This is a genomic window from Microcystis ichthyoblabe FBCC-A1114 (genome assembly GCF_050500245.1).
Lineage (GTDB): Bacteria > Cyanobacteriota > Cyanobacteriia > Cyanobacteriales > Microcystaceae > Microcystis > Microcystis ichthyoblabe_A.
In genome coordinates, this window is the sequence record NZ_CP191408.1 from 1,706,323 (window position 1) to 1,727,017 (window position 20,695).

20 protein-coding genes are annotated in these 20,695 nt (G+C 43.3%); 13 read left to right on the forward strand and 7 right to left on the reverse strand.

Going from position 1 to position 20,695, the window contains the following annotated elements:
* Positions 1-119: 119 nt before the first annotated feature.
* The 4 genes from ACQY1Y_RS08300 to ACQY1Y_RS08315 all read left to right on the forward strand — a co-directional run bounded on the left by ACQY1Y_RS08300 (position 120) and on the right by ACQY1Y_RS08315 (position 3,376).
* A complete protein-coding gene (locus ACQY1Y_RS08300; RefSeq protein WP_430014355.1) occupies positions 120-1,136 on the forward strand; it encodes a thiamine phosphate synthase in 1,017 nt (338 codons plus the stop codon).
* A 93-nt stretch (positions 1,137-1,229) separates the two neighbouring features.
* Positions 1,230-1,439, forward strand: a complete 210-nt coding sequence (gene thiS, locus ACQY1Y_RS08305) for a sulfur carrier protein ThiS (protein ID WP_002751314.1) — start codon at positions 1,230-1,232, stop codon at positions 1,437-1,439.
* 33 nt (positions 1,440-1,472) lie between these two features.
* Entirely contained in the window at positions 1,473-2,609 is a 1,137-nt protein-coding gene (locus ACQY1Y_RS08310) for an anhydro-N-acetylmuramic acid kinase (RefSeq protein WP_430014356.1), read from the forward strand.
* Positions 2,606-3,376 carry a peroxiredoxin-like family protein gene (locus ACQY1Y_RS08315; protein WP_430014357.1) on the forward strand — a complete coding sequence of 257 codons (771 nt, stop codon included), beginning with the start codon at positions 2,606-2,608 and terminating at the stop codon, positions 3,374-3,376. The genes ACQY1Y_RS08310 and ACQY1Y_RS08315 overlap by 4 nt, the downstream gene beginning before the upstream one ends.
* A 95-nt stretch (positions 3,377-3,471) precedes the next feature.
* Here the strand turns inward: ACQY1Y_RS08315 and ACQY1Y_RS08320 are convergent, their stop codons facing one another.
* Both ACQY1Y_RS08320 and ACQY1Y_RS08325 read right to left on the reverse strand, forming a co-directional pair.
* A complete protein-coding gene (locus ACQY1Y_RS08320; RefSeq protein WP_002776634.1) occupies positions 3,472-4,416 on the reverse strand; it encodes a PhzF family phenazine biosynthesis protein in 945 nt (314 codons plus the stop codon).
* Positions 4,417-4,680: 264 nt separating this feature from the next.
* Positions 4,681-5,154 (reverse strand): hypothetical protein, encoded by a 474-nt coding sequence (locus ACQY1Y_RS08325; RefSeq protein WP_130757411.1) that lies wholly within the window; start codon positions 5,152-5,154, stop codon positions 4,681-4,683.
* A gap of 61 nt (positions 5,155-5,215) precedes the next feature.
* On the opposite strand from ACQY1Y_RS08325, the gene ACQY1Y_RS08330 reads away from it, so the two are divergent.
* From ACQY1Y_RS08330 to ligA, 4 genes are all read left to right on the forward strand, one after another.
* Positions 5,216-6,535 (forward strand): aminopeptidase P N-terminal domain-containing protein, encoded by a 1,320-nt coding sequence (locus tag ACQY1Y_RS08330; RefSeq protein ID WP_123231059.1) that lies wholly within the window; start codon positions 5,216-5,218, stop codon positions 6,533-6,535.
* A gap of 128 nt (positions 6,536-6,663) precedes the next feature.
* The gene (locus tag ACQY1Y_RS08335; protein WP_430014358.1) at positions 6,664-7,230 is read left to right on the forward strand and encodes a Uma2 family endonuclease; all 567 of its coding nucleotides are present in this window, start codon (positions 6,664-6,666) and stop codon (positions 7,228-7,230) included.
* A gap of 20 nt (positions 7,231-7,250) precedes the next feature.
* A complete protein-coding gene (locus ACQY1Y_RS08340; protein ID WP_430014359.1) occupies positions 7,251-7,817 on the forward strand; it encodes a Uma2 family endonuclease in 567 nt (188 codons plus the stop codon).
* Between the two features lie 14 nt (positions 7,818-7,831).
* Positions 7,832-9,841 (forward strand): NAD-dependent DNA ligase LigA, encoded by a 2,010-nt coding sequence (ligA, locus tag ACQY1Y_RS08345; protein ID WP_430014360.1) that lies wholly within the window; start codon positions 7,832-7,834, stop codon positions 9,839-9,841.
* A 4-nt stretch (positions 9,842-9,845) separates the two neighbouring features.
* Here ligA and ACQY1Y_RS08350 read toward each other — a convergent pair whose 3' ends face one another.
* A complete protein-coding gene (locus tag ACQY1Y_RS08350) occupies positions 9,846-10,691 on the reverse strand; it encodes a DUF2442 domain-containing protein (protein WP_430014361.1) in 846 nt (281 codons plus the stop codon).
* 440 nt (positions 10,692-11,131) lie between these two features.
* On the opposite strand from ACQY1Y_RS08350, the gene sppA reads away from it, so the two are divergent.
* A complete protein-coding gene (gene sppA / locus ACQY1Y_RS08355; RefSeq protein WP_002781484.1) occupies positions 11,132-11,953 on the forward strand; it encodes a signal peptide peptidase SppA in 822 nt (273 codons plus the stop codon).
* A gap of 68 nt (positions 11,954-12,021) precedes the next feature.
* Positions 12,022-12,423 carry a chorismate mutase gene (aroH, locus tag ACQY1Y_RS08360; RefSeq protein WP_042791104.1) on the forward strand — a complete coding sequence of 134 codons (402 nt, stop codon included), beginning with the start codon at positions 12,022-12,024 and terminating at the stop codon, positions 12,421-12,423.
* Positions 12,424-12,439: 16 nt separating this feature from the next.
* Here the strand turns inward: aroH and ACQY1Y_RS08365 are convergent, their stop codons facing one another.
* A complete protein-coding gene (locus ACQY1Y_RS08365; RefSeq protein WP_430014362.1) occupies positions 12,440-13,333 on the reverse strand; it encodes an alpha/beta fold hydrolase in 894 nt (297 codons plus the stop codon).
* Positions 13,334-13,391: 58 nt separating this feature from the next.
* On the opposite strand from ACQY1Y_RS08365, the gene ACQY1Y_RS08370 reads away from it, so the two are divergent.
* A complete protein-coding gene (locus ACQY1Y_RS08370; RefSeq protein ID WP_069475407.1) occupies positions 13,392-14,240 on the forward strand; it encodes an alpha/beta fold hydrolase in 849 nt (282 codons plus the stop codon).
* Between the two features lie 251 nt (positions 14,241-14,491).
* Here ACQY1Y_RS08370 and ACQY1Y_RS08375 read toward each other — a convergent pair whose 3' ends face one another.
* The 3 genes from ACQY1Y_RS08375 to ACQY1Y_RS08385 all read right to left on the reverse strand — a co-directional run bounded on the left by ACQY1Y_RS08375 (position 14,492) and on the right by ACQY1Y_RS08385 (position 17,833).
* The gene (locus ACQY1Y_RS08375) at positions 14,492-15,667 is read right to left on the reverse strand and encodes a lipid-A-disaccharide synthase-related protein (RefSeq protein ID WP_430014363.1); all 1,176 of its coding nucleotides are present in this window, start codon (positions 15,665-15,667) and stop codon (positions 14,492-14,494) included.
* A complete protein-coding gene (locus tag ACQY1Y_RS08380; protein ID WP_430014656.1) occupies positions 15,660-16,127 on the reverse strand; it encodes a cobalamin biosynthesis protein in 468 nt (155 codons plus the stop codon). The genes ACQY1Y_RS08375 and ACQY1Y_RS08380 overlap by 8 nt, the downstream gene beginning before the upstream one ends.
* Before the next feature lie 221 nt (positions 16,128-16,348).
* Entirely contained in the window at positions 16,349-17,833 is a 1,485-nt protein-coding gene (locus ACQY1Y_RS08385) for a glycosyl hydrolase family 57 (RefSeq protein WP_430014364.1), read from the reverse strand.
* 268 nt (positions 17,834-18,101) lie between these two features.
* On the opposite strand from ACQY1Y_RS08385, the gene ACQY1Y_RS08390 reads away from it, so the two are divergent.
* Together ACQY1Y_RS08390 and ACQY1Y_RS08395 are read left to right on the forward strand one after the other, a co-directional pair.
* Positions 18,102-19,409 carry a hemolysin family protein gene (locus ACQY1Y_RS08390; RefSeq protein WP_430014365.1) on the forward strand — a complete coding sequence of 436 codons (1,308 nt, stop codon included), beginning with the start codon at positions 18,102-18,104 and terminating at the stop codon, positions 19,407-19,409.
* A gap of 324 nt (positions 19,410-19,733) precedes the next feature.
* A complete protein-coding gene (locus ACQY1Y_RS08395) occupies positions 19,734-20,522 on the forward strand; it encodes an ABC transporter permease (protein WP_002751275.1) in 789 nt (262 codons plus the stop codon).
* Positions 20,523-20,695 lie beyond the last annotated feature (173 nt).

Sequence of the window (20,695 nt, forward strand, 5' to 3'; positions counted from 1 at the left end):
TTTCTCCTCCCTCTTTGTTGCCTGTCTGATGCCGACTCGGCTATTCCCCGAACAAGGGCCAAGAATAGTAATATTTTAGCTGACGACTAACGGCTATCATAACTCTACATTGACGGCAAATGAAACTAGAAACCACGGCGATTAAACGGATTCTCGATGCTAACCTTGACCGCGCTAGAGAAGGACTGCGAATTATCGAAGAATGGTGTCGTTTTGGCTTAGATAATCCCAATTTAGCCCAAGAATGTAAAGAAATGCGCCATCAGTTGGCTAGTTGGCACTCGATCGATCTTAAACGACATCGGGACACAGCCGGCGATATCGGCAGGGATTTAAGCCATCCCAGGGAAGAAATCCGGGAGACTGTCGAGGGACTGCTGCAGGCAAATCTGGCTCGCGTACAGGAGGCTTTTAGGGTTTTAGAAGAATACGGTAAGCTCTATGATCTAGAGCTAGGGATAGCCTGTAAACAGCTGCGCTATCGGGTTTATCAGCTAGAGAGTAAACTATTAATCTCGCCACCTCTGGAAAAACTAAAAGCATCTCCCCTCTATCTAGTCACTTCTCCCGCCGAAAATCTGTTAGAAATCGTCGAATTAGCCCTAAAAGCAGGTTTAAAATTGGTGCAGTACCGCCATAAAACCGCCGCTGATACGATTCGTTTAGAAGAAGCTGCTAAACTCTGTGAGTTATGCCACCGTTACGATGCTTTATTTATTATGAACGATCGCATCGATATTGCTCAGGCCGTTCATGCTGATGGTGTTCATCTCGGTCAACAGGATCTACCGATTTCCCTAGCGCGGCAATTTCTCGGCCCGACGGCAATTATCGGCCGGTCCACCACTAATCCCCAAGAGATGGCCAAAGCAATCCAAGAAAAGGCCGATTATGTGGGAGTTGGTCCAGTTTATGCCACCCCCACCAAAGCGGGAAAAACCCCCGCAGGATTGGAATACGTCCGTTATGCGCGGGAAAATTGCCCTTTACCCTGGTTTGCGATCGGTGGTATTGATAGTAATAACATTAAAGAGGTTTTAGAGGCAGGAGCGCAACAGGTAGCTGTAGTCCGGGCCATCATGGAAGCGCAGCACCCCGATGTGGTGACACAAGAATTATTAACCCAATTAAAGTAGGGTGTGGGGTGTGGGGTGTAGGGTGTGGGGAGAAAAAAGCTGTCTCCTGTCTCGACTAGGAAATTAATTTTGCACGACTACTTATCCAAATCCATGTCAGAAATAACCTTGCAAATTAACGGCAAAACTCAAACCTGTTTACCCGCAACTAAACTACCGCAAATGCTAGAAAATTTGGGCATGAATCCTCGGTTAGTTGCAGTGGAATATAACGGGGAAATCCTCCATCGTCAGTATTGGGAAAACACGGAAATCAAGGAGGGGGATAAATTAGAAATTGTTACTATTGTCGGAGGGGGATAAAATAATCAACAATCGACAGTTGAGGGAAAAAACTTGTTAGTTATCGGTTTAATCAGTGGCACATCGGTGGATGGCATCGATACCGCTTTAGTGGAGATTAGCGGTACAGTGGAGTCTCCACAGGTGCAGTTATTAGCAGGGGAAACCTATCCCTATTCCCCCCGATTACGAGAGACAATTTTGCAAGTCTGTGGGGGAGAAAAGCTATCTATTGAAGCTTTAGCCAGCTTAGATGATAACATCGCCGCAGAATTCGCCCAAGCCGCCTTAAATATCCAAAAAGAAGCCCCAAAAGCCCAATTAATCGGCAGTCACGGTCAAACCGTTTTTCATCGACCCCCCGAAAACGATCGCCTCGGTTACACGGTACAATTAGGACGGGGAGCAGCGATCGCAAAAATCACCAGTATTCCCACCATTAGTAATTTTCGCGCTGCCGATATCGCCCAAGCTGGTCACGGTGCGCCCCTAGTGCCGAAAATTGACGCTTATCTGCTTTCTCACCCCACCAAAGCCCGCTGCGTCCAAAATATCGGCGGTATTGGCAATTTAACCTATTTACCCCCCCGACAAACGGAAAATTGGCAGCAAAAAATTTTCGGTTGGGATACCGGCCCCGGCAATGTCCTCATCGATTTGGCCGTACAATTTTTGAGCCAAGGCCAACAAACCTACGACCATAACGGTCAATGGTCGGCCCAGGGTCAACCCTGCTCCGAATTAGTTCATAAATGGCTACAGGAGCCTTATTTTCAACAATATCCCCCTAAATCCACCGGCAGAGAGTTATTTAGTCCCGCCTATCTAGCCCAATTGCACCGGGATGCCCAAGCTTATTCCCTCAGTGATGCCGACTGGTTGGCCAGTTTAACCGATTTAACCGCCATTTCGATCGCCCACAGCTATCAAACCTTTTTGCCGGAAATGCCTGCAGAAGTGCTGCTCTGCGGTGGTGGCGCTCATAATGCCTACCTGCGCCAAAGACTACTAGCACATTTGGGGTCAAATGTCAAGCTTTTGACCACCGATGAGGTAGGATTAAATAGCGATTTTAAAGAAGCGATCGCTTTTGCCCTTTTGGCCTATTGGCGCTGGCACAATTTCCCCAGTAATTTACCGAAAGTCACGGGAGCAAAAGAGGAGGTTTTATTAGGAGAAATTTATCTATGAGCAGTATATATGAAATATTTTCAACAATTCAACGCCAAAGAGTCAGCGATGGGCAAATAGTGCCAATTTTAAGCGATTGTGCCGACTATAAACGTCTTTTAATTCTTGTTTGGCCGCAATTGGGAGATTTTGACAGTCTCGAATACGCTTGGTGGTTAGAAAAAGAGGCAGCCCTTTGGCAAAATGCCGGGATTACCATTCGTGCCATCGGTATCGGCGATCGCAATTCAGGTTTAAAATTCGCTGAATATACGAAATTTCGGCAAGATTGGCTGTTTGTTGACCCGAAAGCTGAATTACACGATTTATTAGGACTGTATCGCGGTTTATCGTTAAAATTACCGAGATTTTCCCCCGGACAAAATGCCTGGTTAAATCTAATTTTGATGTGTGTGGGTGTGGGTAGTCCGGGGACTCTGGCCGAAGTGCTGCGGGGTTATCGTGGCGATCGCAAAGCCCCCCAATTAATTGCCGAGGAGGAAACAATACAAGCGCGGCCTTTACCAGCTTTCCGGGGTTCCCTATTCAATCTTGCTGGGGGTCAAGGTTTTCAGCGACCTTTTGAATTAGCCACCCTGAGACTGCGTAATATGACTCAAGTTTTGGGCAATTGGTCAACCTATGTCCCCGATAGTAGTTATCTCACCCAACGGGGAGGGACTTTTTTATTTGATAGTCAAGGAAAGTTACTCTATGAGCATCGAGATGGAGGTATCTTGGGATTTGCTGAGAATATGAGTTATCCTCTCGCTTTTTTGCGGGATTAAGCTTTTTTCTTCTCTATATAGAGAGTTTCGATTAAATGATACCAGTCCAAAATTTTAATCCTTTCCTGTTTCTCACCGATTTCAGGGAATAATAATCACAATAACCCTTTTGTAGGGCTTTTTGTTTCCCCATCGGGAATTATCATCTTACCTTGGCAGACTAGAACTGATGCACCACCCACAGAAACTTCCGTAATTTTACGGTTGTTTTTCTGAAACTTTAATTGTAAACTGCTGGGTCTGCCCATTTCCACTCCTTGGATTATTGTCCATTGATTCATCCCTTCCCTAGAAGATTCTAAGGCCCCTAGGTAGCCCGCTAAAGCGGCCACAGCCGAACCAGTGGCGGGATCTTCCATAACTCCTAAACCGGGGGCAAACATTCGGCCATAGAGACGAGATAGGGGAGATTCTGGGTCAAAACAGCAGACAAAAAGGGAATTAGCGGGGGATTGACCTAATAATGATGACCAAAGAGTTAGATTTAGTTTTATTTTCCCTAAAATATCTCGATTTTTGACGGGGATGAATAAAAAAGGGAGACCACAGGAAAAAGCGCGGGGGGGATAACCGGGTAAGAAATCGGCAACGCGTAGGGAAAGAATCGCCGCTAAATCATCGAGAGCATAAGTATCCGTCACTAATTCCGGCAATTGTGCCACTTTTAACTCACTATAGACCGGTTTTTCCCCCTCCATGATAATTTTCACCGGTACTAAACCGACTCCTTCCTCCAGATAAATCGTGGTTTCTTGGTAGGGGGGAATAGCGCCGATTAGGGCTAAAATATAGGCTGTGCCGACGGTAGGATGACCAGCAAAGGGTAATTCGGTACTGGGGGTGAAAATCCGGACTTTTTTAGTGCCTTGGGGCGTTTCTGGCGCAAAAACGAAGACTGTCTCCGAGAAGTTAAATTCGGCGGCGATTTTTTGCATCTGGGTGCGGGTTAATCCAGACGCTTCCGGAAAAACCGCCAGGGGATTACCACCAAAAATGCGATCGCTAAAAACATCGGCGGTATAGTAGGAATAGGTAGGCACGCGGGGGATAGGGCAACATTTATCGGAGAATTTTTTGATCTTACAACTATTTTCACCCATGACCGCTGGGCGCACGCGGTGCGCCCCTACTTTTGGCGCGATAATAAATATTATTGTAGGGGCGAATTGCCTTCGCCCTCTTTTAATAACTTCTGCTGCTCACCATCAGTCCTGTTAGTCTTTATTAAGAAATAATTAAAATACAGAGTTTTTCCTAAAGATAAGGTATGTCTTGAATCATCTCGGAGTCTCCTAATAACTCTACTACTTATCTGCTTCTAATCTGGCTAATAAACTGACTAACTTATCTCTGACGGAATTGTGGGTGTATTCGTCTTCAGGGTGAGGTTTTTGATGGGGTTGTTGAAAATAGGGACGTTCCCCGTATAATTGTCCCCATTTCACATCGACTCGGTGTACTAATTCATAGAGTAATTCTTGATTGTCTAAAATTTCTTCTAGGATTAACTGTAAAGCTTGAACGGGATTATCTAAATTTTGACTGACTTTGGTTAATTCTTCATCGACAATAAGCTGTAAAATTATCTGCAAAGCTCCCGAAGAATCCCCTAAATTAGCGGCAATAAATTGTTTAATCTCTGTGGTAACTTGCACTAATTTGGGGACAGGAGATTCTCCTTTGAGGAAATCCGCCCCCTCTTGAGCGATAAAATCTGCTAGGGTAAACTCGCGCCTTTCGATGATATCTTGGGAAAAATCCAGTTCTTCAGGGGTCATAAATTAAAAATATTAGCGATAATAGACTCTAGGACTTATTGTGACATTTTTAGGAATATCTATGGGCATCGATCGCAGAGAGTTTCAGCAGCGTCGTCAGCAGGTAATGGAAAAAATCGGCAATGGAACGGCAATTTTTCGCAGTGCGCCCATGGTGGTCATGCACAATGACGTAGAATACACCTATCGTCAGGATAGTGACTTTTTTTACCTGACAGGATTTAATGAACCGGAGGCGGTGGCGGTTTTAGCACCCCATCACCCCGAACATCAGTTTATCCTGTTCGTGCAGCCAAAAGACCCGGAAAAAGAAACCTGGACAGGCTATCTCCACGGTGTGGAAGGAGCAAAGGAAATTTTTGCTGCTGATGAGGCCTATTCTATCGAAGAATTGGACGAAAAATTACCCCAATATCTCGAAAAAGCCGAACGAATTTATTATCATCTCGGCCGGGACAAAACTTTTAATACAAATGTTCTAAAGCACTGGCAAAAATTAATCGCCACTTTTCCCCGTCGCGGCACTGGACCGACTGCTTTAGAGGATACTAATTTTATTCTCCATCCTTTGCGCTTACTGAAAACCGAGGCCGAATTGGACAATATTCGCCAAGCAACTGCTATTTCAGCACAGGCACATAATCGGGCCAGAGAATTTACCAAAGTTGGTCACTACGAGTATCAAATTCAAGCGGAAATTGAGCATACTTTTCGCCTGGAAGGGGGTATGGGTCCTGCTTATCCTTCTATTGTTGCTAGTGGTGCTAATGCCTGTATTCTGCACTATATCAACAATAATCGCCAAGTACAAGAAAATGAGCTTTTATTAATTGATGCTGGTTGTGCCTACAATTACTATAACGGTGATATTACCCGCACTTTTCCCGTTAATGGTAAATTTACCCCCGAACAAAAAATTATCTATGAAATTGTTCTGGAAGCTCAATTAAAGGCGATTGAAGTGGTAAAAACTGGTAATCCTTATAATCTTTTTCATGACACAGCCGTGAGGACAATTGTGGAGGGATTAGTGGATTTAGGGCTATTGGTCGGCGACATTGATGAGATAATTAAAGAGGAAAAATATAAGCCTTTTTATATGCACAGAACTGGCCATTGGTTAGGATTAGATGTCCATGATGCGGGAGGTTATAAAGTTAACGAAGAAACTTGGCAAACTTTGCAGCCTGGTCATGTTTTAACCGTGGAACCGGGGATTTATATCTCCCCCGATATTAAACCTGCTGAAGGACAGCCGGAAGTGCCAGAAAAATGGCGGGGTATCGGTATCCGTATCGAAGATGATGTGTTAGTTACTGCCACAGGAAATGAGGTTTTAACTGCAACAGTTCCCAAAAAAGTTGAGGATATCGAATCTTAAGTAAAAAGCTAGGTGTTAAAAATTGTCAGATTCCCCCTAACCCTAGGGTTGATTAATAGTAGGGTTGATTCATGAATCAACCCTACCCCCCTTAAGGAGATTCAATTAAGTTTTTTCTAGAGGTTATCATGATTGCTACCAAAGAAAAATTATATACCTTTGCGGAATATTTAAATTATCAGGACTGCACGGATGATAAATACGAATTATTTAACGGAGAATTAATTTCCATGCCTCCCGCTAGTGGCTTTCATTCTTTGATACTTAGATATATATTTAAGGTGTTAGAAAGGGAAATAGAGAGGCTACAATTAGACTGGCAAGTTATGCCCGCTACCGTGGGAATTCGCACCGATAAAGCTAAATCGAGAATCCCAGACTTAATGATTTTAACTGCCGAACAATGTCAAGAGATTAGAAATATGACCACAGCAGTGATTGAATTTCCTCCCCTGTTAGTTGTAGAAATTGTTAGCCCCAATAATGCCGATGATGACTACCGTTATAAACGTTCAGAATACGCAGTGAGAGGCATTCCTGAATACTGGATTATCGATCCTATGTCCCTAAAAATATCGGTTTTAAACCTAATTTCGGGATTTTATGAACTGGCAGAATTTAACAACGAAGATAGGATAATATCGGTGACATTTCCCGATTTACAATTAACTCCTCAAATGGTCTTTGCACAGTAAAATCTTAGCTAGAGACTTTTATGATTGCTACCCAACAAAAAATATATACCTTTGCGGAATATTTAAATTATCAGGACTGCACGGATGATAAATACGAATTATTTAACGGAGAATTAATTTCCATGCCTCCCGCTAGTGGCTTTCATGCTTTAATTATTGCCTTTCTTTATGATTATTTAATGGCAGAAATTAAAAGATTAAATCTAACTTGGAAAGTCATGCCTGCTACCGTGGGAATTCGCACCGATAAAGCTAAATCGAGAATTCCAGACTTAATGATTTTAACTGCCGAACAATGTCAAGAGATTAGAAATATGACCATAGCAGTGATTGAATTTCCTCCCCTGTTAGTTGTAGAAATTGTTAGCCACGGTAATGCTGATGATGACTACCGTTATAAACGTTCAGAATACGCAGTGAGAGGCATTCCTGAATACTGGATTATCGATCCTATTGCTGTAAAAATATCGGTTTTAACCCTGATTTCGGGATTTTATGAACTGGCAGAATTTAACAACGAAGATAGAATAATATCGGTAACATTTCCCGATTTAAAATTAACTCCTCAAATGGTCTTTGCACAGTAGCATTATTAACGATTATGACTATCCCCTTAGAAATCCAACAACGCTGCCAACAATTAAAAACAGAACTACAAAGAGCCAGTTATGCTTATTATGTTCTTGATGATCCTTTTATATCCGATAGCGTTTATGATCAACTTTATCGGGAATTAGAAGACATAGAAAAGCGTTATCCCCAATTAATCACCCCCGATAGTCCCACCCAAAGAGTTGGGGATAAAATCTCTAGTCAATTTGTTTCTGTTCGTCATAATATTCCCCTGTATAGTCTCGAAAATGCCTTTAACCTCGAAGAATTAAATAAATGGGGCAACCGTTGGCAAAGATATGTAAATGAAACCCAAGAAACGGAATATGTGTGTGAATTAAAAATCGATGGTTCTGCGTTAGCTTTAACCTACGAAAACGGCTTTTTAGTCAGAGGTGTTACTAGAGGGGATGGAGTCACCGGCGAAGATATTACCCCCAATGTGCGGACAATTCGCTCTATTCCTTTACGCTTAAATATAGATAATCCCCCAGCAATTGTGGAAGTGCGCGGCGAAGCCTTTTTACCCCTCGATACCTTCGATAAAATCAATCAAGAAAGAGAAGAAAAAGGGGAATCTCTCTTTGCTAATCCCCGCAATGCGGCAGCAGGAACCCTACGACAATTAGATCCGAAAATAGTTGATAAAAGACGCTTACAATTTTTTGCCTATACCCTGCATTTAGACGATAACCATATCACTACTCAATGGCAATCCTTAGATAGATTAGAAACCATGGGATTTCTGGTTAATCCCCACCGTCAACTCTGTCCATCCCTGCAACAAGTGGCGCAATACTATCAAGATTGGCAAGAAAAACGTCATCAATTAGCCTACATGACCGATGGTGTCGTAGTCAAAATCAACGATTTACAGCGACAAAATCGCTTAGGATTCACTCAAAAATTCCCCCGGTGGGCCATCGCTTTAAAATATCCCGCCGAAGAAGTCCCCACGGTAGTTAAAGATATTATCGTCAATGTGGGACGCACCGGCGCAGTCACACCCATGGCGGTGATGGAACCGGTACAGGTAGCAGGAACCACCGTACAAAGGGCTACTTTACATAATAGCGATCGAGTGGCCGAATTAGATATCCGCGTCGGTGACACGGTAATTATCCGCAAAGCGGGGGAAATTATCCCAGAAGTGGTGAGAATCCTACCAGAATTGCGTCCTAGCCAGACTTTACCTTTCCAGATGCCCACTAATTGCCCTGAATGTCAATCTCCCCTAGTCCGTCCGGTGGGGGAAGCGGTGACACGCTGTGTTAATAGTTCCTGTCCGGCGATTTTGCGGGGAAGTGTAGTACATTGGGCTAGTCGCGATGCTCTCGATATCCGGGGATTAGGGGAAAAAGTGGTAATTTTGCTGATTGAACAGGGATTAGTTACCGCTATTTCTGACCTCTACAGCCTCGAAAAAACGGAAATTGCCAAATTAGACCGAATGGGCGATAAATCCGCCTTAAATTTGATTACAGCTATGGCTCAGAGCAAAAATCAAAGCTGGTCGAGGGTACTTTATGGGCTAGGAATTCGCTATGTGGGCAGCGTTAACGCCAAAATTCTCGCCGAAAGTTTTCGGACAGTGGAGGAGTTAGCTAACGCCAGCGTGACTAATTTAGCTTCTGTGTATGGTATCGGTGAAGAAATCGCTCAATCGGTCTATGATTGGTTTAAAATCGCCGCTAATCGGGATTTAGTCGCTAAATTACAGGCAGCGGGTTTACAATTTGCCGCAGCAGCAAAAACCACCACCACAAAAGCCACCTTAGCAGGGAAAACCTTTGTCATTACTGGCACTTTACCAACTCTCAAACGGGAGGAAGCGAAAGAATTAATCGAAAAAGCTGGGGGTAAAGTGACGGGTTCTGTCAGCAAAAAAACTGATTATTTAGTGCTAGGAGAAGCGGCGGGTTCTAAGCTAGAAAAAGCCCTAGAATTGGGCATTACTCAGCTAACCGAAGCACAATTACTCGAATTAATCAAGGGTTAAAAGCTTAAGATTGGAGCAAATCTACTGAAGTATTATCGATTAACTGAGCAACAGCATCAAGATAATCATTAAGTTCCATTTTGTGAGCTTGGGCAAACAAATTAAGGGTTTCTACCTTTGTTCCTTCTCCCTGTTCAATGCGTCTCACTTGACGCTCGGATACTCCTATAATATCTGATTGTCGCAGTTGATGCTGTTTGCGTAAAGAGGCAATCGCTCGACCAAAAATCTGATCATGTTTTAATTTAATCGCTGCAAACTTTTGTTTTGCTTTTGGTTCAATCACACTCAAAAAAGCCTCTATATCAAGATGAATATCCACGACTGGCCAATGAATATAACTACCATCTTCTGCTATAATAAACTTCTCTCTTTCTTCTAGAGGAATACGCTGTAAAGCTGGCATAGATGCAAAGGGAATTTCTAGCTCATTGAGATCACAGCGACTGATTAATAAACTTTCCTCAATAACTAAAGCTCTGGCGATTAAATGCTCTTGCGCTCCCCAACTCCAAGCATTAATCACCCTTGTCGGTAAAATAAAATCTCGATAAACGAGGGTATTTCGCAGGGTGCGTAAATTGGCCTGTTTAAATAGTTGCGGCAACCAGATAGAATCAATGTCTGCTCGGATAAAAAGACCTCGCAGATGATGTTTATCATTAGCATTTCTGGCAATATCTGACACTGCTTTTAAACTGGTCAAAGAAGTACAAATAAAGATGTTTTTTAAAGAATCAATATTCTTTAAATCTGGTAAGGAAAGAATCTGCACAGATTGAAACTCTGGCAAGAAATTATAAATTTCTTTATCCTCAATTATAACAGTAATTTCTGGCTTATTTAACATGATTAATTCTCCCGGGTACAGACTTTTGCCTCCCATTCAATCAGGAGCGCAGAACGATTCGCTAAAACGTGGTCAAGAATTTGCTTTTTTCCTTACTAGATATTTTGGCATTGGCGGGCCATTTCACCTGAAAATTTAGACCATTGTCTTGATTACAAAGTAAGAAAAAAACTCTAATTTCCCATTGGCCCGGTTTACGAACATGAAAATGAGGTGGCAAATGATCGTGAGAATTGAAAAACAGATCTAAGCCATCTAAATTAAAGGATTCCACCTTGCCCAAATGTTCACCTCGCCTACCTCAACTCTGGTCACTTAATGCTATTATACACTTAACCAGACATTTTGTCCTTAAATTCTGAAATATAATGTCTGCTTAACCTAGAACGATCAAAGCGTTAGATTAGAAAGAGTCCTTTTTTGAGAGATATTTAAACCTGATGGTCTGGCCTTTTAAACCGAAAACCCGCAAACAAATCGCTCGAATAGAAATTACAGGTGCAATTGCCTCCGATACCCGCAAAAGAGTCTTAAAAGCCCTAGAAATCGTCAAAGAAAGGCAATATCCCGCCCTACTTCTCCGCATTGACTCCCCCGGGGGAACCGTGGGGGATTCCCAAGAAATTTATGAAGCATTGAAGCGGTTACAAAAAAACACGAAAATAATCGCTAGTTTTGGCAATATTTCCGCCTCTGGCGGCGTTTATATCGGTATGGGGGCTAATTATATTATGGCTAACCCCGGCACGATTACCGGCTCGATCGGTGTTATCCTGAGGGGGAACAATCTAGAAAGATTGTTGGATAAGGTGGGAGTTTCGTTTAAAGTGATTAAATCAGGCCCCTATAAAGATATTCTCTCCTTCGATCGAGAATTAACTGATGAAGAAGAAAGAATTCTTCAGGATATGATCGATACCAGTTATCAGCAATTTCTGCAAACCGTCGCCGGAGCGAGAAATTTAGATGTCAATCAGGTGAAAAGTTTTGCCGATGGGCGCATTTTTACCGGCCAACAGGCGTTAGAATTAGGAGTGGTCGATCGCTTAGGAACCGAGGAAGATGCCCGACTTTGGGCGCTAGAATTGGCAGGATTACCCCCAGATAAAACTAAATGTCAGACTATCGAAGAACCGAAACCCCTGCTCAGTCGTCTGACGGGCAATCGTTCCCAAATACCCCTAGGATTACAAAAAACCCTACAGCGTCTAGAATTTGAATTAGAAGTTAACGGACAACTATTGTGGTTATACCGACCCTGATGACCAGATTAAAGTCGAGAAAAAGGGCGCGTTAACCCCTAAAATTGACTCATCAGGATTATCGGAGGATAACAATCGTGCAGTGGAAGGTTCGAGCCATTCGGGGAGCAACGACGGTAACGGTTAATACTATTGAAGCTATACGAGAAGCAGTGACAGAACTCCTCGAAGCGATCGAAATTCACAATAGTCTCGATCCCGATGATATTGTTAGTATTATCTTTACGGCAACTCAGGATTTAGACGCGATTTTCCCCGCTGCTATCGCTCGCGAACGTCCCCACTGGCAAAATGTCCCCCTCCTCGATGTGCAACAGATGCAGGTCGCTAGTAGTCTAGAAAAGTGTATTCGCGTAATTCTCCACGTTAATACTCCCAAACTACAAGGGGAAATGCAGCACGTCTATCTCCGGGGGGCGAAAAATCTTCGCCCCGATTGGCAGATTTCTCCAGTAACTATTAATCGCTAAAATCTTCCATAACTGACTAAATCCCCATTTCCGACAGCCAACTCAAAATTAATTGATTAACTTTTTCGGGATGTTCATCGTGGGGACAGTGACCAGCTTTGGCAATCGGATAAAATTGGGTATTATTGCCCATTTTAGCTCTTTCTTGGTAAATTACCGAACCAGCGATCGGTGTCCAAGGGTCATCCTCTCCCCAGAGTACCAATAAAGGGCGATCGATTGGCGGTAATAATTCCTGGGGAGAAGGTCCAGGGGGTGCTGTCAACACCGATGCGAACACTCCCCACGCACCCGCATCACAGGAGGGTTGATAGAGAATTTCGACTAATTCCTCGGTAATCGCAGTATGGTCGCGATAAACCTGTTTTAAGGTGTTCCGGATGCGATTTTTCTGTCTTACCTGTTCAAAAATAAACTTTCCTGTCACCGGAGAACTAACTAAACCGGTAAAGGCAGCCATGATTAAACGCAAGGGGAAATTTAATTCTTCGGGACGATGGTTTAATCCTCCCGCACAGTTGATAATTACTCCTGCGGCAGTGATTTCGGGAGATTCTGCCATCAGCATTAAGGCAATCAGTCCCCCGATGGAATTACCGACAAATACCGTCGGTTTTGCGATTTTTTCCCGCCAAAAGTCTTGTATTTGCCGCATCCAAAGGTTGAGACTATAATCTAAAGCGGGCTTATCCGCACCCCCAAATCCCAAGAGATCTAGGGCATAGACTTGATAGCCATTTTCCGCTAAAACGGGGATATTTTTGCGCCAATGACCGATAGATGCCCCAAAACCGTGAATTAATACTAGGGGTTGTCCTTCTCCCCGCACGGTGTAGGGGATGGTGTGACCTTGCCATGTCCAAGACAATTGCTCTAAGCTAGTGGCAGTGAGGGGCGATTGTAGTGCCATTGTATGAAGTTTTATTAAGTGATATTTAAATTATAGAATAAAAATCGGTCGAGAATTTATGCCACAACGCCAGACTTTTACCAATAACTCGATGGCAATTTCCTATTTACAATGGAGCGATCGAGGTATGCCTCTACTATTATTGCACGGCATGGCGGATCATGCTCTGGTTTGGTCAAGTTTGGGCGATTATTTACGCTCAAATTATCAAGTTATTGCCCCAGATTTGCGGGGACATGGGGAAAGCGGTAAACCAACAACCGGTTATCACTTTCAGGATTATATCGGCGATTTAAGGGCTTTAATTAATCATTTAGGTTGGACGCAAGCACATATTTTAGGTCATTCTTGGAGTGCTAAAATAGCGGCGATTTGGGCAACTCAACAGCCGGAAGTATTTAAGAGTTTAATTTTAGTCGATCCCTTTTTTATCGATAAAATGCCTAGTTGGATTAGGATAACTTTTCCAATTCTCTATCAAGTTTTGCCCTTTTTAAAGATTACTCGTTCCTTTGATAGTTATCAGAGCATAGAAGCGATCGCTCGTCAATTAAAACAATATAAAGGTTGGTCAAATTTACAGCAAGAGGTGTTTAAAAATGCCATTGAACAAAAAGCGGATGGCAGTTGGAGCAGTAAATTTACTTTATCGGCACGCGGGGAAATTTTTGAGGATGTCATGGGGTTTGCTGGATTAACTAAAGCTTTAGATATTCCCAGTTTATTAATCCTTCCTCAACAAGGATTAAATCGCACTACTTGGCAAATTCAATCCTATAAAAAGTATTTAACTTCTCTAGAGATTAAAAAGATACCGGGTAATCATTGGGCATTTTTAGGGGAACCTGAAACTTTTAATCAAGCGGTGGCTGAGTTTTTATCTGTTCGGGAAAATGACGATGTTTAATTAGAAGGTAATTGAGCTCATTTTAAGCTGGATTACGCTGCCCTAAGTAGGTAGGTATTAAAAACTTTCAGGCGCCCCCCTTATCAAGGGGGGATTAAGGGGGGATCGGCGCCCCCCTTATCAAGGGGGGTAGGGGGGATCGGCGCCCCCTTATCAAGGGGGGATTAAGGGGTAATCGGCACCCCCCTTATCAAGGGGGGTAGGGGGGATCGAACCTAAAATCCATTTTTAATTTAATTATAACTAGCTACTTAACACCCTAAGTTTATATAAATTTCTTCGGCAATATTCCTGCTACCTCCAGATTCTCCCACTCTAATTTTACCGTTCTCTAAACATCTATGTAAATACTGAGAATCTGCCAAAATATCGACAATTTTAACCGCAGCATTTTTAAATAAATTCACCTCCGTGGGTTTCTTTCCAATAGTTATCACCGATTCCCCTAATAAGCGCATTTGTGCCTCAGCAAAAGGGTAGGTAAATTGGGGTCCAAATCCGGGTATTTGTAGGACGGGTTTTCCTAATCCTACCGCTTGTTCTACTGCTGTCCCCGCCATGGCTAAACAAGCGTCACAATGGTGTAGAATATCGGCAAAAGCATCACGATAACAGCACAATAAAGCCCCATTTTTCTCTAGTTTTCCCGCTCCTAAATAATGCCATCCCTCTTGTTTAGCCAAATTTTCTAAGTCGGTTTCTCTGATGCTAGGAATGATAGCAGCCCGAAACTGCATCGGTTTAATTTTAACTATTTCCTCACAGACTTGTAACTGTAAAGCTAAATTACTCAAAGCTTCGGGTAAACGACTCCCCGCTAATAAAGCAATCATGGGAATTTGACTATCTAATTCTAAATCTTTACCCGTTGGTGTTAAGACATCCATAATCGGATAACCAGCAAAAATCGCTTTTTTAATACCCCGATTTTGTAGGTCTGTTGCTGTATATTTATCTCTGGTAAAAACCCTTAAACACTTGTCTGATCTTAAACATAATTCTGTCAGTAAAGGTAATTTAATTGTACCTTCGTAATAACTGGAAGTAGAAACAATAAAAGCCACAAAAGGACGACCAGTTGAACGAGCGATCGCAATCGGCACAATATCCCCCACTGCTATCAATAAATCACAATTCTTGCTAACTTTAAAAGCTGCCTGAATTTGTTTAATAGTTAGACCGATTAATCCCGCGCCAATATCTTTAATCCAATTAAAAGGATTGGTATAAATAATTCCCCCCGATGGCATAGTGGCAGTGGGGGCAATAATTGGTACTGGCAATTTTTGATAAGCTTTTCCCTCTCCCACTAAAGGCAAAGCAGCTATAGATAATTGGGGCTGAATTTTTTGTAATTTCCCCACAATTAAACTAGCATTTAAATCCTCACCATGACCATTACTAAGAAATAAAACCTGTTTAAGCATCGATTTCGTATCCTCTATATTCCCTTGCCGCCAAAGAAACTGCCACCGTCACCGATTTTGCTTCTATTTGCTTGCTGACTAGCAAAATCTCGCCCATTTTTAAAGCGGCAGCCTCAGCAACGCTAGGAGTTCCCCCTTGCTTGTTGACAATGGCTGAGGGATTGGGGACATTAATATCTCTCAACTCCTCGGCAGTAAAGGTTTTTAGGGGCAATCCTTTCTCCTGACAGTAGGTAATTAAACCCCGTTCATCAGCTTTGATATTAAGGGTGGCGATACCGGCAATAGCGGCTAAAGAGAGGTGATAACGCTGAAAAACAGCCCTAATTGCCCTATCTATGACCGCTTTCTCCGTGCCCTGGATGCAACCTATGCCTAGCCATAATACTCGTCCATGGCACTGCACTTTTACCCCGGAAGAATCGGCGGGTGGGTGGAAAGCAGGGGAAGCGCCAGTCATCATCGGTGTTGCCTCTAATTGTTGCGGGATTAGGGTTGCCAACGGGGAGAATCACCTTGGGGCTGTTTGGTAAGCTAAAAAACAGTTAAGAGAACGTTCGTAAATTAATGTAAAGAAGATGGATTGTTTTTCGCCGCTCCCCGATACCTTTTTAACAGGATTTAGTTTAATACACTTGTGCTAATAGGGCGCAGATTCTGCGCCCTAGATAGCTTACTATCCTAGCGGGTTAAGGCCGCGCCTCTTGCGTATAAAGTGCGGGCATAATCGGTCCAAGTACCCTGGCCCCAATAACGGAAACAACTGGTTTGCACGAGCAAATTATAAAGTAGTGCCTCCAGATAATCCGGTCGTCGGGTGAAGCTAGGATCCGCCTGTACTAAAGGATCATATTTCTCGTGGAATTGAGCGCTTAATTGGTTCATCGGTTCGAGGACATTTTCGTAACCGCGCACCCAACTGAGATCATTTGTCCAAGAGGCCCCATCCATGCTAAAACGGTGGTCGGTCTGTTTTAACTCAACGATCGCCTGTTCTACCGCTTCCGGGGTAGCGGCATCCGGATTAACTCGCTGCCAGATTTTATGCTGGTGTACGGCTTGAATTGGGGGATAATCTTGGGGATTAACGCCAGCAGCCTCGATTAACTCCAGATATTCCGTACCGTTAAATCCTGCCACACTGGAACCCCCCTGCATTTCCCGCCAAGGATTGGGAAAATCGCGAGGAAATTCATTCATCATCACGCCACCATTTTCACCATCGGCAATCTGGGAACCTAGGGAAGGAACCCAAACGCCGCCGATTTGCTGTTTACCTCGGCATTTAGCCTCGTGGTAGGGTTGCATTTGGGCAACTAATTTGGTGTCGGAACCCTGGGTTTTAATCAAAGCAGTAATCGCAATCACTTCACCCCGAGAATTGCGGGCCACCAGGCGATTAGGAATATATTTTTGTTCCTGACTCAATCCCGAACCGTCGAGATTTTCCACCGAGTGTTCCTGTACCAATAACCAACGATAGCCGCATTCTTTCAGAGCTTTAATATACTCGTAGAGGGTATCGGGATGGTTAGGAAGGTGCATTTCCGGGGGAGAGAACCCTTTGACTCGTTTTAGAGCATCCACGCCAAAAATCGAGGCAAAATAGGTTTGCCATGCTTGCATCTGTAATTTTAGATCAGGAATCGGTGTGGAAGGAGCCACCGCGTGACTCCACATCGTCCCCAACCATTCCACATAGGGTTGATATTGACTGTTACAGGTGATTAATTTGAGTTTATCGAGGATATCCTGCCGTCCCATCTGCACCAAACCCCAGAGGAGATTGCCGGAATAATCGAGCATAATTCGGGGATTACAGCCTTCCGCCACCAATTCCGGGATAAAATCGCCCATGCGACTGTAACACCAGGCAAAAACGCTGGCATTATGATTATCGCCATCCCCAAGATTTTCGAACATATGCTGGAGATTGCAGATTAATTCCCCGTTAACACCCGCCGGGATAGTGGGTTGGTGCATATGCAAGGCACAGGCAAAACCAGCCTTAATATTGTCTAATTTGAGATTTGTTGTCGGTAAAAAGATCGGATCATCGTGATTGACAATCGCTGCGATTTCCTGTTCCCAACCGCAAATAGTTGGTAGTCCGGGGCGTATTTCCGTGATAGGGTTCGATTTCGATGATACGGGTGTAGCGATCATAATTTTTCAGGCGAATAGATTGAGAGAGTTTGTCCCCACTCTCCCAGGGACAACTTTTTTTTACTGGCAACAGGTCACTCCTGACTGTTCACTGCTAACTGAGCTAAGAGTGCGGACTTGATCCTATCCCATTTATACTGGGAGTAACCCCCTCCAGACACAAGCCTTCGTAACTCGTTAAAAATCAAGATGATTCTTTACTGAACTTAACCGATCCTCGCACTATGATACAAACAACTATCCGCCCTTTTACCTGTAACTTTTAACCATGTTCTCGGCGACTACCGAAATTCTTGTTATCTTCTTCCTCATCCTCCTCAATGGAGTCTTTGCTCTCTCGGAAATTGCCATTGTCTCGGCCCGCAAAGTCCGTTTGGAACAATTAGCCAGAGATGATCGACGGGCGGCGGTGGCCTTAAAATTGGCCAATGATCCCAATCAAATTTTATCGACGGTGCAGATTGGCATTACCCTAGTGGGTATCTTTGCTGGGGCCTACGGAGGGGCTAATTTATCGGTCAGTGTGGCGCAATTATTGGCCCAAGTTCCCGTTTTAGCCCCCTATAGTCAAGCTTTGGGATTAGGATTAGTGGTGTTAATTATTACCTATCTATCCCTAGTGGTGGGGGAATTGGTTCCGAAACGGTTGGGTTTAAGTAATCCTGAAAAAATCGCTATCCTCGTTGCTAGTCCTCTCGATAGGTTATCAAAAATTGTTTCGCCTGTTGTCCATCTTTTGAGTCAATCAACTAATCTGATTCTCGGTTTGTTGGGGATTAGCGGTAATAATAATGATTCCCCAATTACGGAAGAAGAATTGAAAATTATGCTTAAACAGGGAACCGAAGCGGGAACCTTTGAGGAAGCAGAACAGGATATGGTGGAAAGGGTGTTAGGATTGAGCGATCGCCGAGTAAGTCAGATTATGACCACGCGTCCGGATGTTGTTTGGTTAGATTTGGAAGATAGTGCCGAAATTAATCGCCAGAAGCTAATTGAGAGCAATCATACCCGTTTTCCTGTGTGTCAGGGCAGTTTAGATGAGGTTTTGGGGGTAATTGAAGTCACAGACTTATTGGCCGATTGTTTAACCGGTGAAAGTTTCGACCTAACGAAGGATTTACAGCAGCCGCTTTTTGTGCCGGAAAGCACTAGGGGTTTAAAAGTTTTAGAATTAGTGCAGCAAAGTGGTCATCATATTGCCTTGGTAGTGGATGAGTACGGGGTGATTCAAGGATTGGTGACGCGCCAGGATATTTTAGAGGCAATTGTCGGCGATTTACCCCAATTAGATAATATTGAAGATGCACAGATCGTGCAGCGGGAAGATGGTTCTTGGTTGATTGATGGCACAGTGGCGATCGAAGATTTTAAAGAATTATTTGAAATCAGTGAATTACCGGGGGAAAAACAGGGCAATTATCACACTTTAGGGGGTTTTATTATTACCCATCTTGGTAGGATTCCGGGGGCTGCCGATCATTTTGAATGGCAAAGGTTGCGTTTGGAAGTGGTGGATATGGACGGTAATCGCGTCGATAAGGTGTTAGTAACGCTCTTGTTGGATGATTTGTAAGTAAGTAGCTGGTTATATAGCGTTTCCTAAGCTGGTGAGGTACGCCTATTTTTCTTCCCCTTTGCCTAAAACCCATAACTTTTGTACCTCAGCAGACGGAAAAACGCTATATAACACCTAACAGCTGATGAGATGCACCCGAAGGGACTATTTTTGAAAGCTTGAGCGGTCAAGTCATTAGCCACTTTTGCCACAAACCCTAAGTAGCATCATGCTCAACGGATTTAGGATGATTATTTTTCTAGTCCGAAAAGCTCGCTCTTGAAAAAGGGGACAATTGTTAATTATTATTAAAAGTATATTTACTAATTAACCAAAATACCAGTGAAACTAGCTCAAGCTCAGACGATATTAACAGACACTTTAACCGTATTTTGGGGAGAATGGCTAGATTTACGGGCGAGAGTCCTTCAGATCGCCGCCACCGGTCTAGTTTCTCCCCTAATCTATATTATCGGTTTCGGGTTGGGGTTGGGAAGCGCCCTCGATCGCTCGATGAAACCCTCGATCGGCGATTCTTATCTAGAATTTATTTTACCCGGAATGGTAGCCCTGTCCTCAATGGCGATCAGTTTCGGGGGAACCACCTTTTCCATCTGTGGCGATCGCTTATTTAGTAAAACCTTCGAGGAATTATTATTACTTCCCGTCCATCCTCTCTCATTATTTTTAGGCAAAGTTTTCGCGGGAATTTTGCGCGGTGTAATGACTTCTGCATCGGTGATTCTCATTGCTATCTTATTTACAGGAAAATTTGCCAGTTTTCTCAATCCCCTCTTTTTATTAGTTTTAATCTTAAATTGTGCCGTCTTTGCCGGTTTAGGGGCAATTGTTGGATTGCGAGTTACATCCCTCGAAAGTGTCAGTCTGTATAATAACTTTTTAATCGTGCCGATGTCTTTTTTAGGAGCAACTTTTTTCGATCCCCAAACCTTACCCTGGCCATTAAAAATTATTGTTTATGCCTTGCCCCTCACCTATGCTAGTCTGGGATTAAGAGCCGCAGCCTACGATATTAATCAATTTCCTTGGTTCGCTATCCCCATTTTGTTAATCGTCGCTCTTCTTCTCTCGATTGTCGGCGCTTATCAATTCTCCCATCAACGGGATTAAATCAGTAATCAGTTATCAGTTATCAGTTATCAGTTAAGTACCCAGGCAAAATTAATTAAACATATCTAACTACCTCTTGCCTTTTGCCTCTTGCCTTTTGCCTATCTTCACTAGGAAATTTATTTTACACGACTACTTATCTCCTGACTCCTGACTCCTATCTCCTGACTCCT

What these genes read in the sequence shown, in the direction of transcription:
- ligA (WP_430014360.1), top strand. Translation starts at nt 7,832, where the DNA reads ATGACTATCCCCTTAGAAATCCAACAACGCTGCCAACAATTAAAAACA.
- ACQY1Y_RS08370 (WP_069475407.1), top strand. Translation starts at nt 13,392, where the DNA reads ATGCCACAACGCCAGACTTTTACCAATAACTCGATGGCAATTTCCTAT.
- ACQY1Y_RS08350 (WP_430014361.1), bottom strand. Translation starts at nt 10,691, where the DNA reads ATGTTAAATAAGCCAGAAATTACTGTTATAATTGAGGATAAAGAAATT.
- sppA (WP_002781484.1), top strand. Translation starts at nt 11,132, where the DNA reads ATGGTCTGGCCTTTTAAACCGAAAACCCGCAAACAAATCGCTCGAATA.
- ACQY1Y_RS08325 (WP_130757411.1), bottom strand. Translation starts at nt 5,154, where the DNA reads ATGACCCCTGAAGAACTGGATTTTTCCCAAGATATCATCGAAAGGCGC.
- ACQY1Y_RS08385 (WP_430014364.1), bottom strand. Translation starts at nt 17,833, where the DNA reads ATGATCGCTACACCCGTATCATCGAAATCGAACCCTATCACGGAAATA.
- ACQY1Y_RS08380 (WP_430014656.1), bottom strand. Translation starts at nt 16,127, where the DNA reads ATGACTGGCGCTTCCCCTGCTTTCCACCCACCCGCCGATTCTTCCGGG.
- ACQY1Y_RS08375 (WP_430014363.1), bottom strand. Translation starts at nt 15,667, where the DNA reads ATGCTTAAACAGGTTTTATTTCTTAGTAATGGTCATGGTGAGGATTTA.
- ACQY1Y_RS08330 (WP_123231059.1), top strand. Translation starts at nt 5,216, where the DNA reads ATGGGCATCGATCGCAGAGAGTTTCAGCAGCGTCGTCAGCAGGTAATG.
- ACQY1Y_RS08315 (WP_430014357.1), top strand. Translation starts at nt 2,606, where the DNA reads ATGAGCAGTATATATGAAATATTTTCAACAATTCAACGCCAAAGAGTC.
- ACQY1Y_RS08335 (WP_430014358.1), top strand. Translation starts at nt 6,664, where the DNA reads ATGATTGCTACCAAAGAAAAATTATATACCTTTGCGGAATATTTAAAT.
- ACQY1Y_RS08365 (WP_430014362.1), bottom strand. Translation starts at nt 13,333, where the DNA reads ATGGCACTACAATCGCCCCTCACTGCCACTAGCTTAGAGCAATTGTCT.
- ACQY1Y_RS08340 (WP_430014359.1), top strand. Translation starts at nt 7,251, where the DNA reads ATGATTGCTACCCAACAAAAAATATATACCTTTGCGGAATATTTAAAT.
- ACQY1Y_RS08300 (WP_430014355.1), top strand. Translation starts at nt 120, where the DNA reads ATGAAACTAGAAACCACGGCGATTAAACGGATTCTCGATGCTAACCTT.
- ACQY1Y_RS08390 (WP_430014365.1), top strand. Translation starts at nt 18,102, where the DNA reads ATGTTCTCGGCGACTACCGAAATTCTTGTTATCTTCTTCCTCATCCTC.
- thiS (WP_002751314.1), top strand. Translation starts at nt 1,230, where the DNA reads ATGTCAGAAATAACCTTGCAAATTAACGGCAAAACTCAAACCTGTTTA.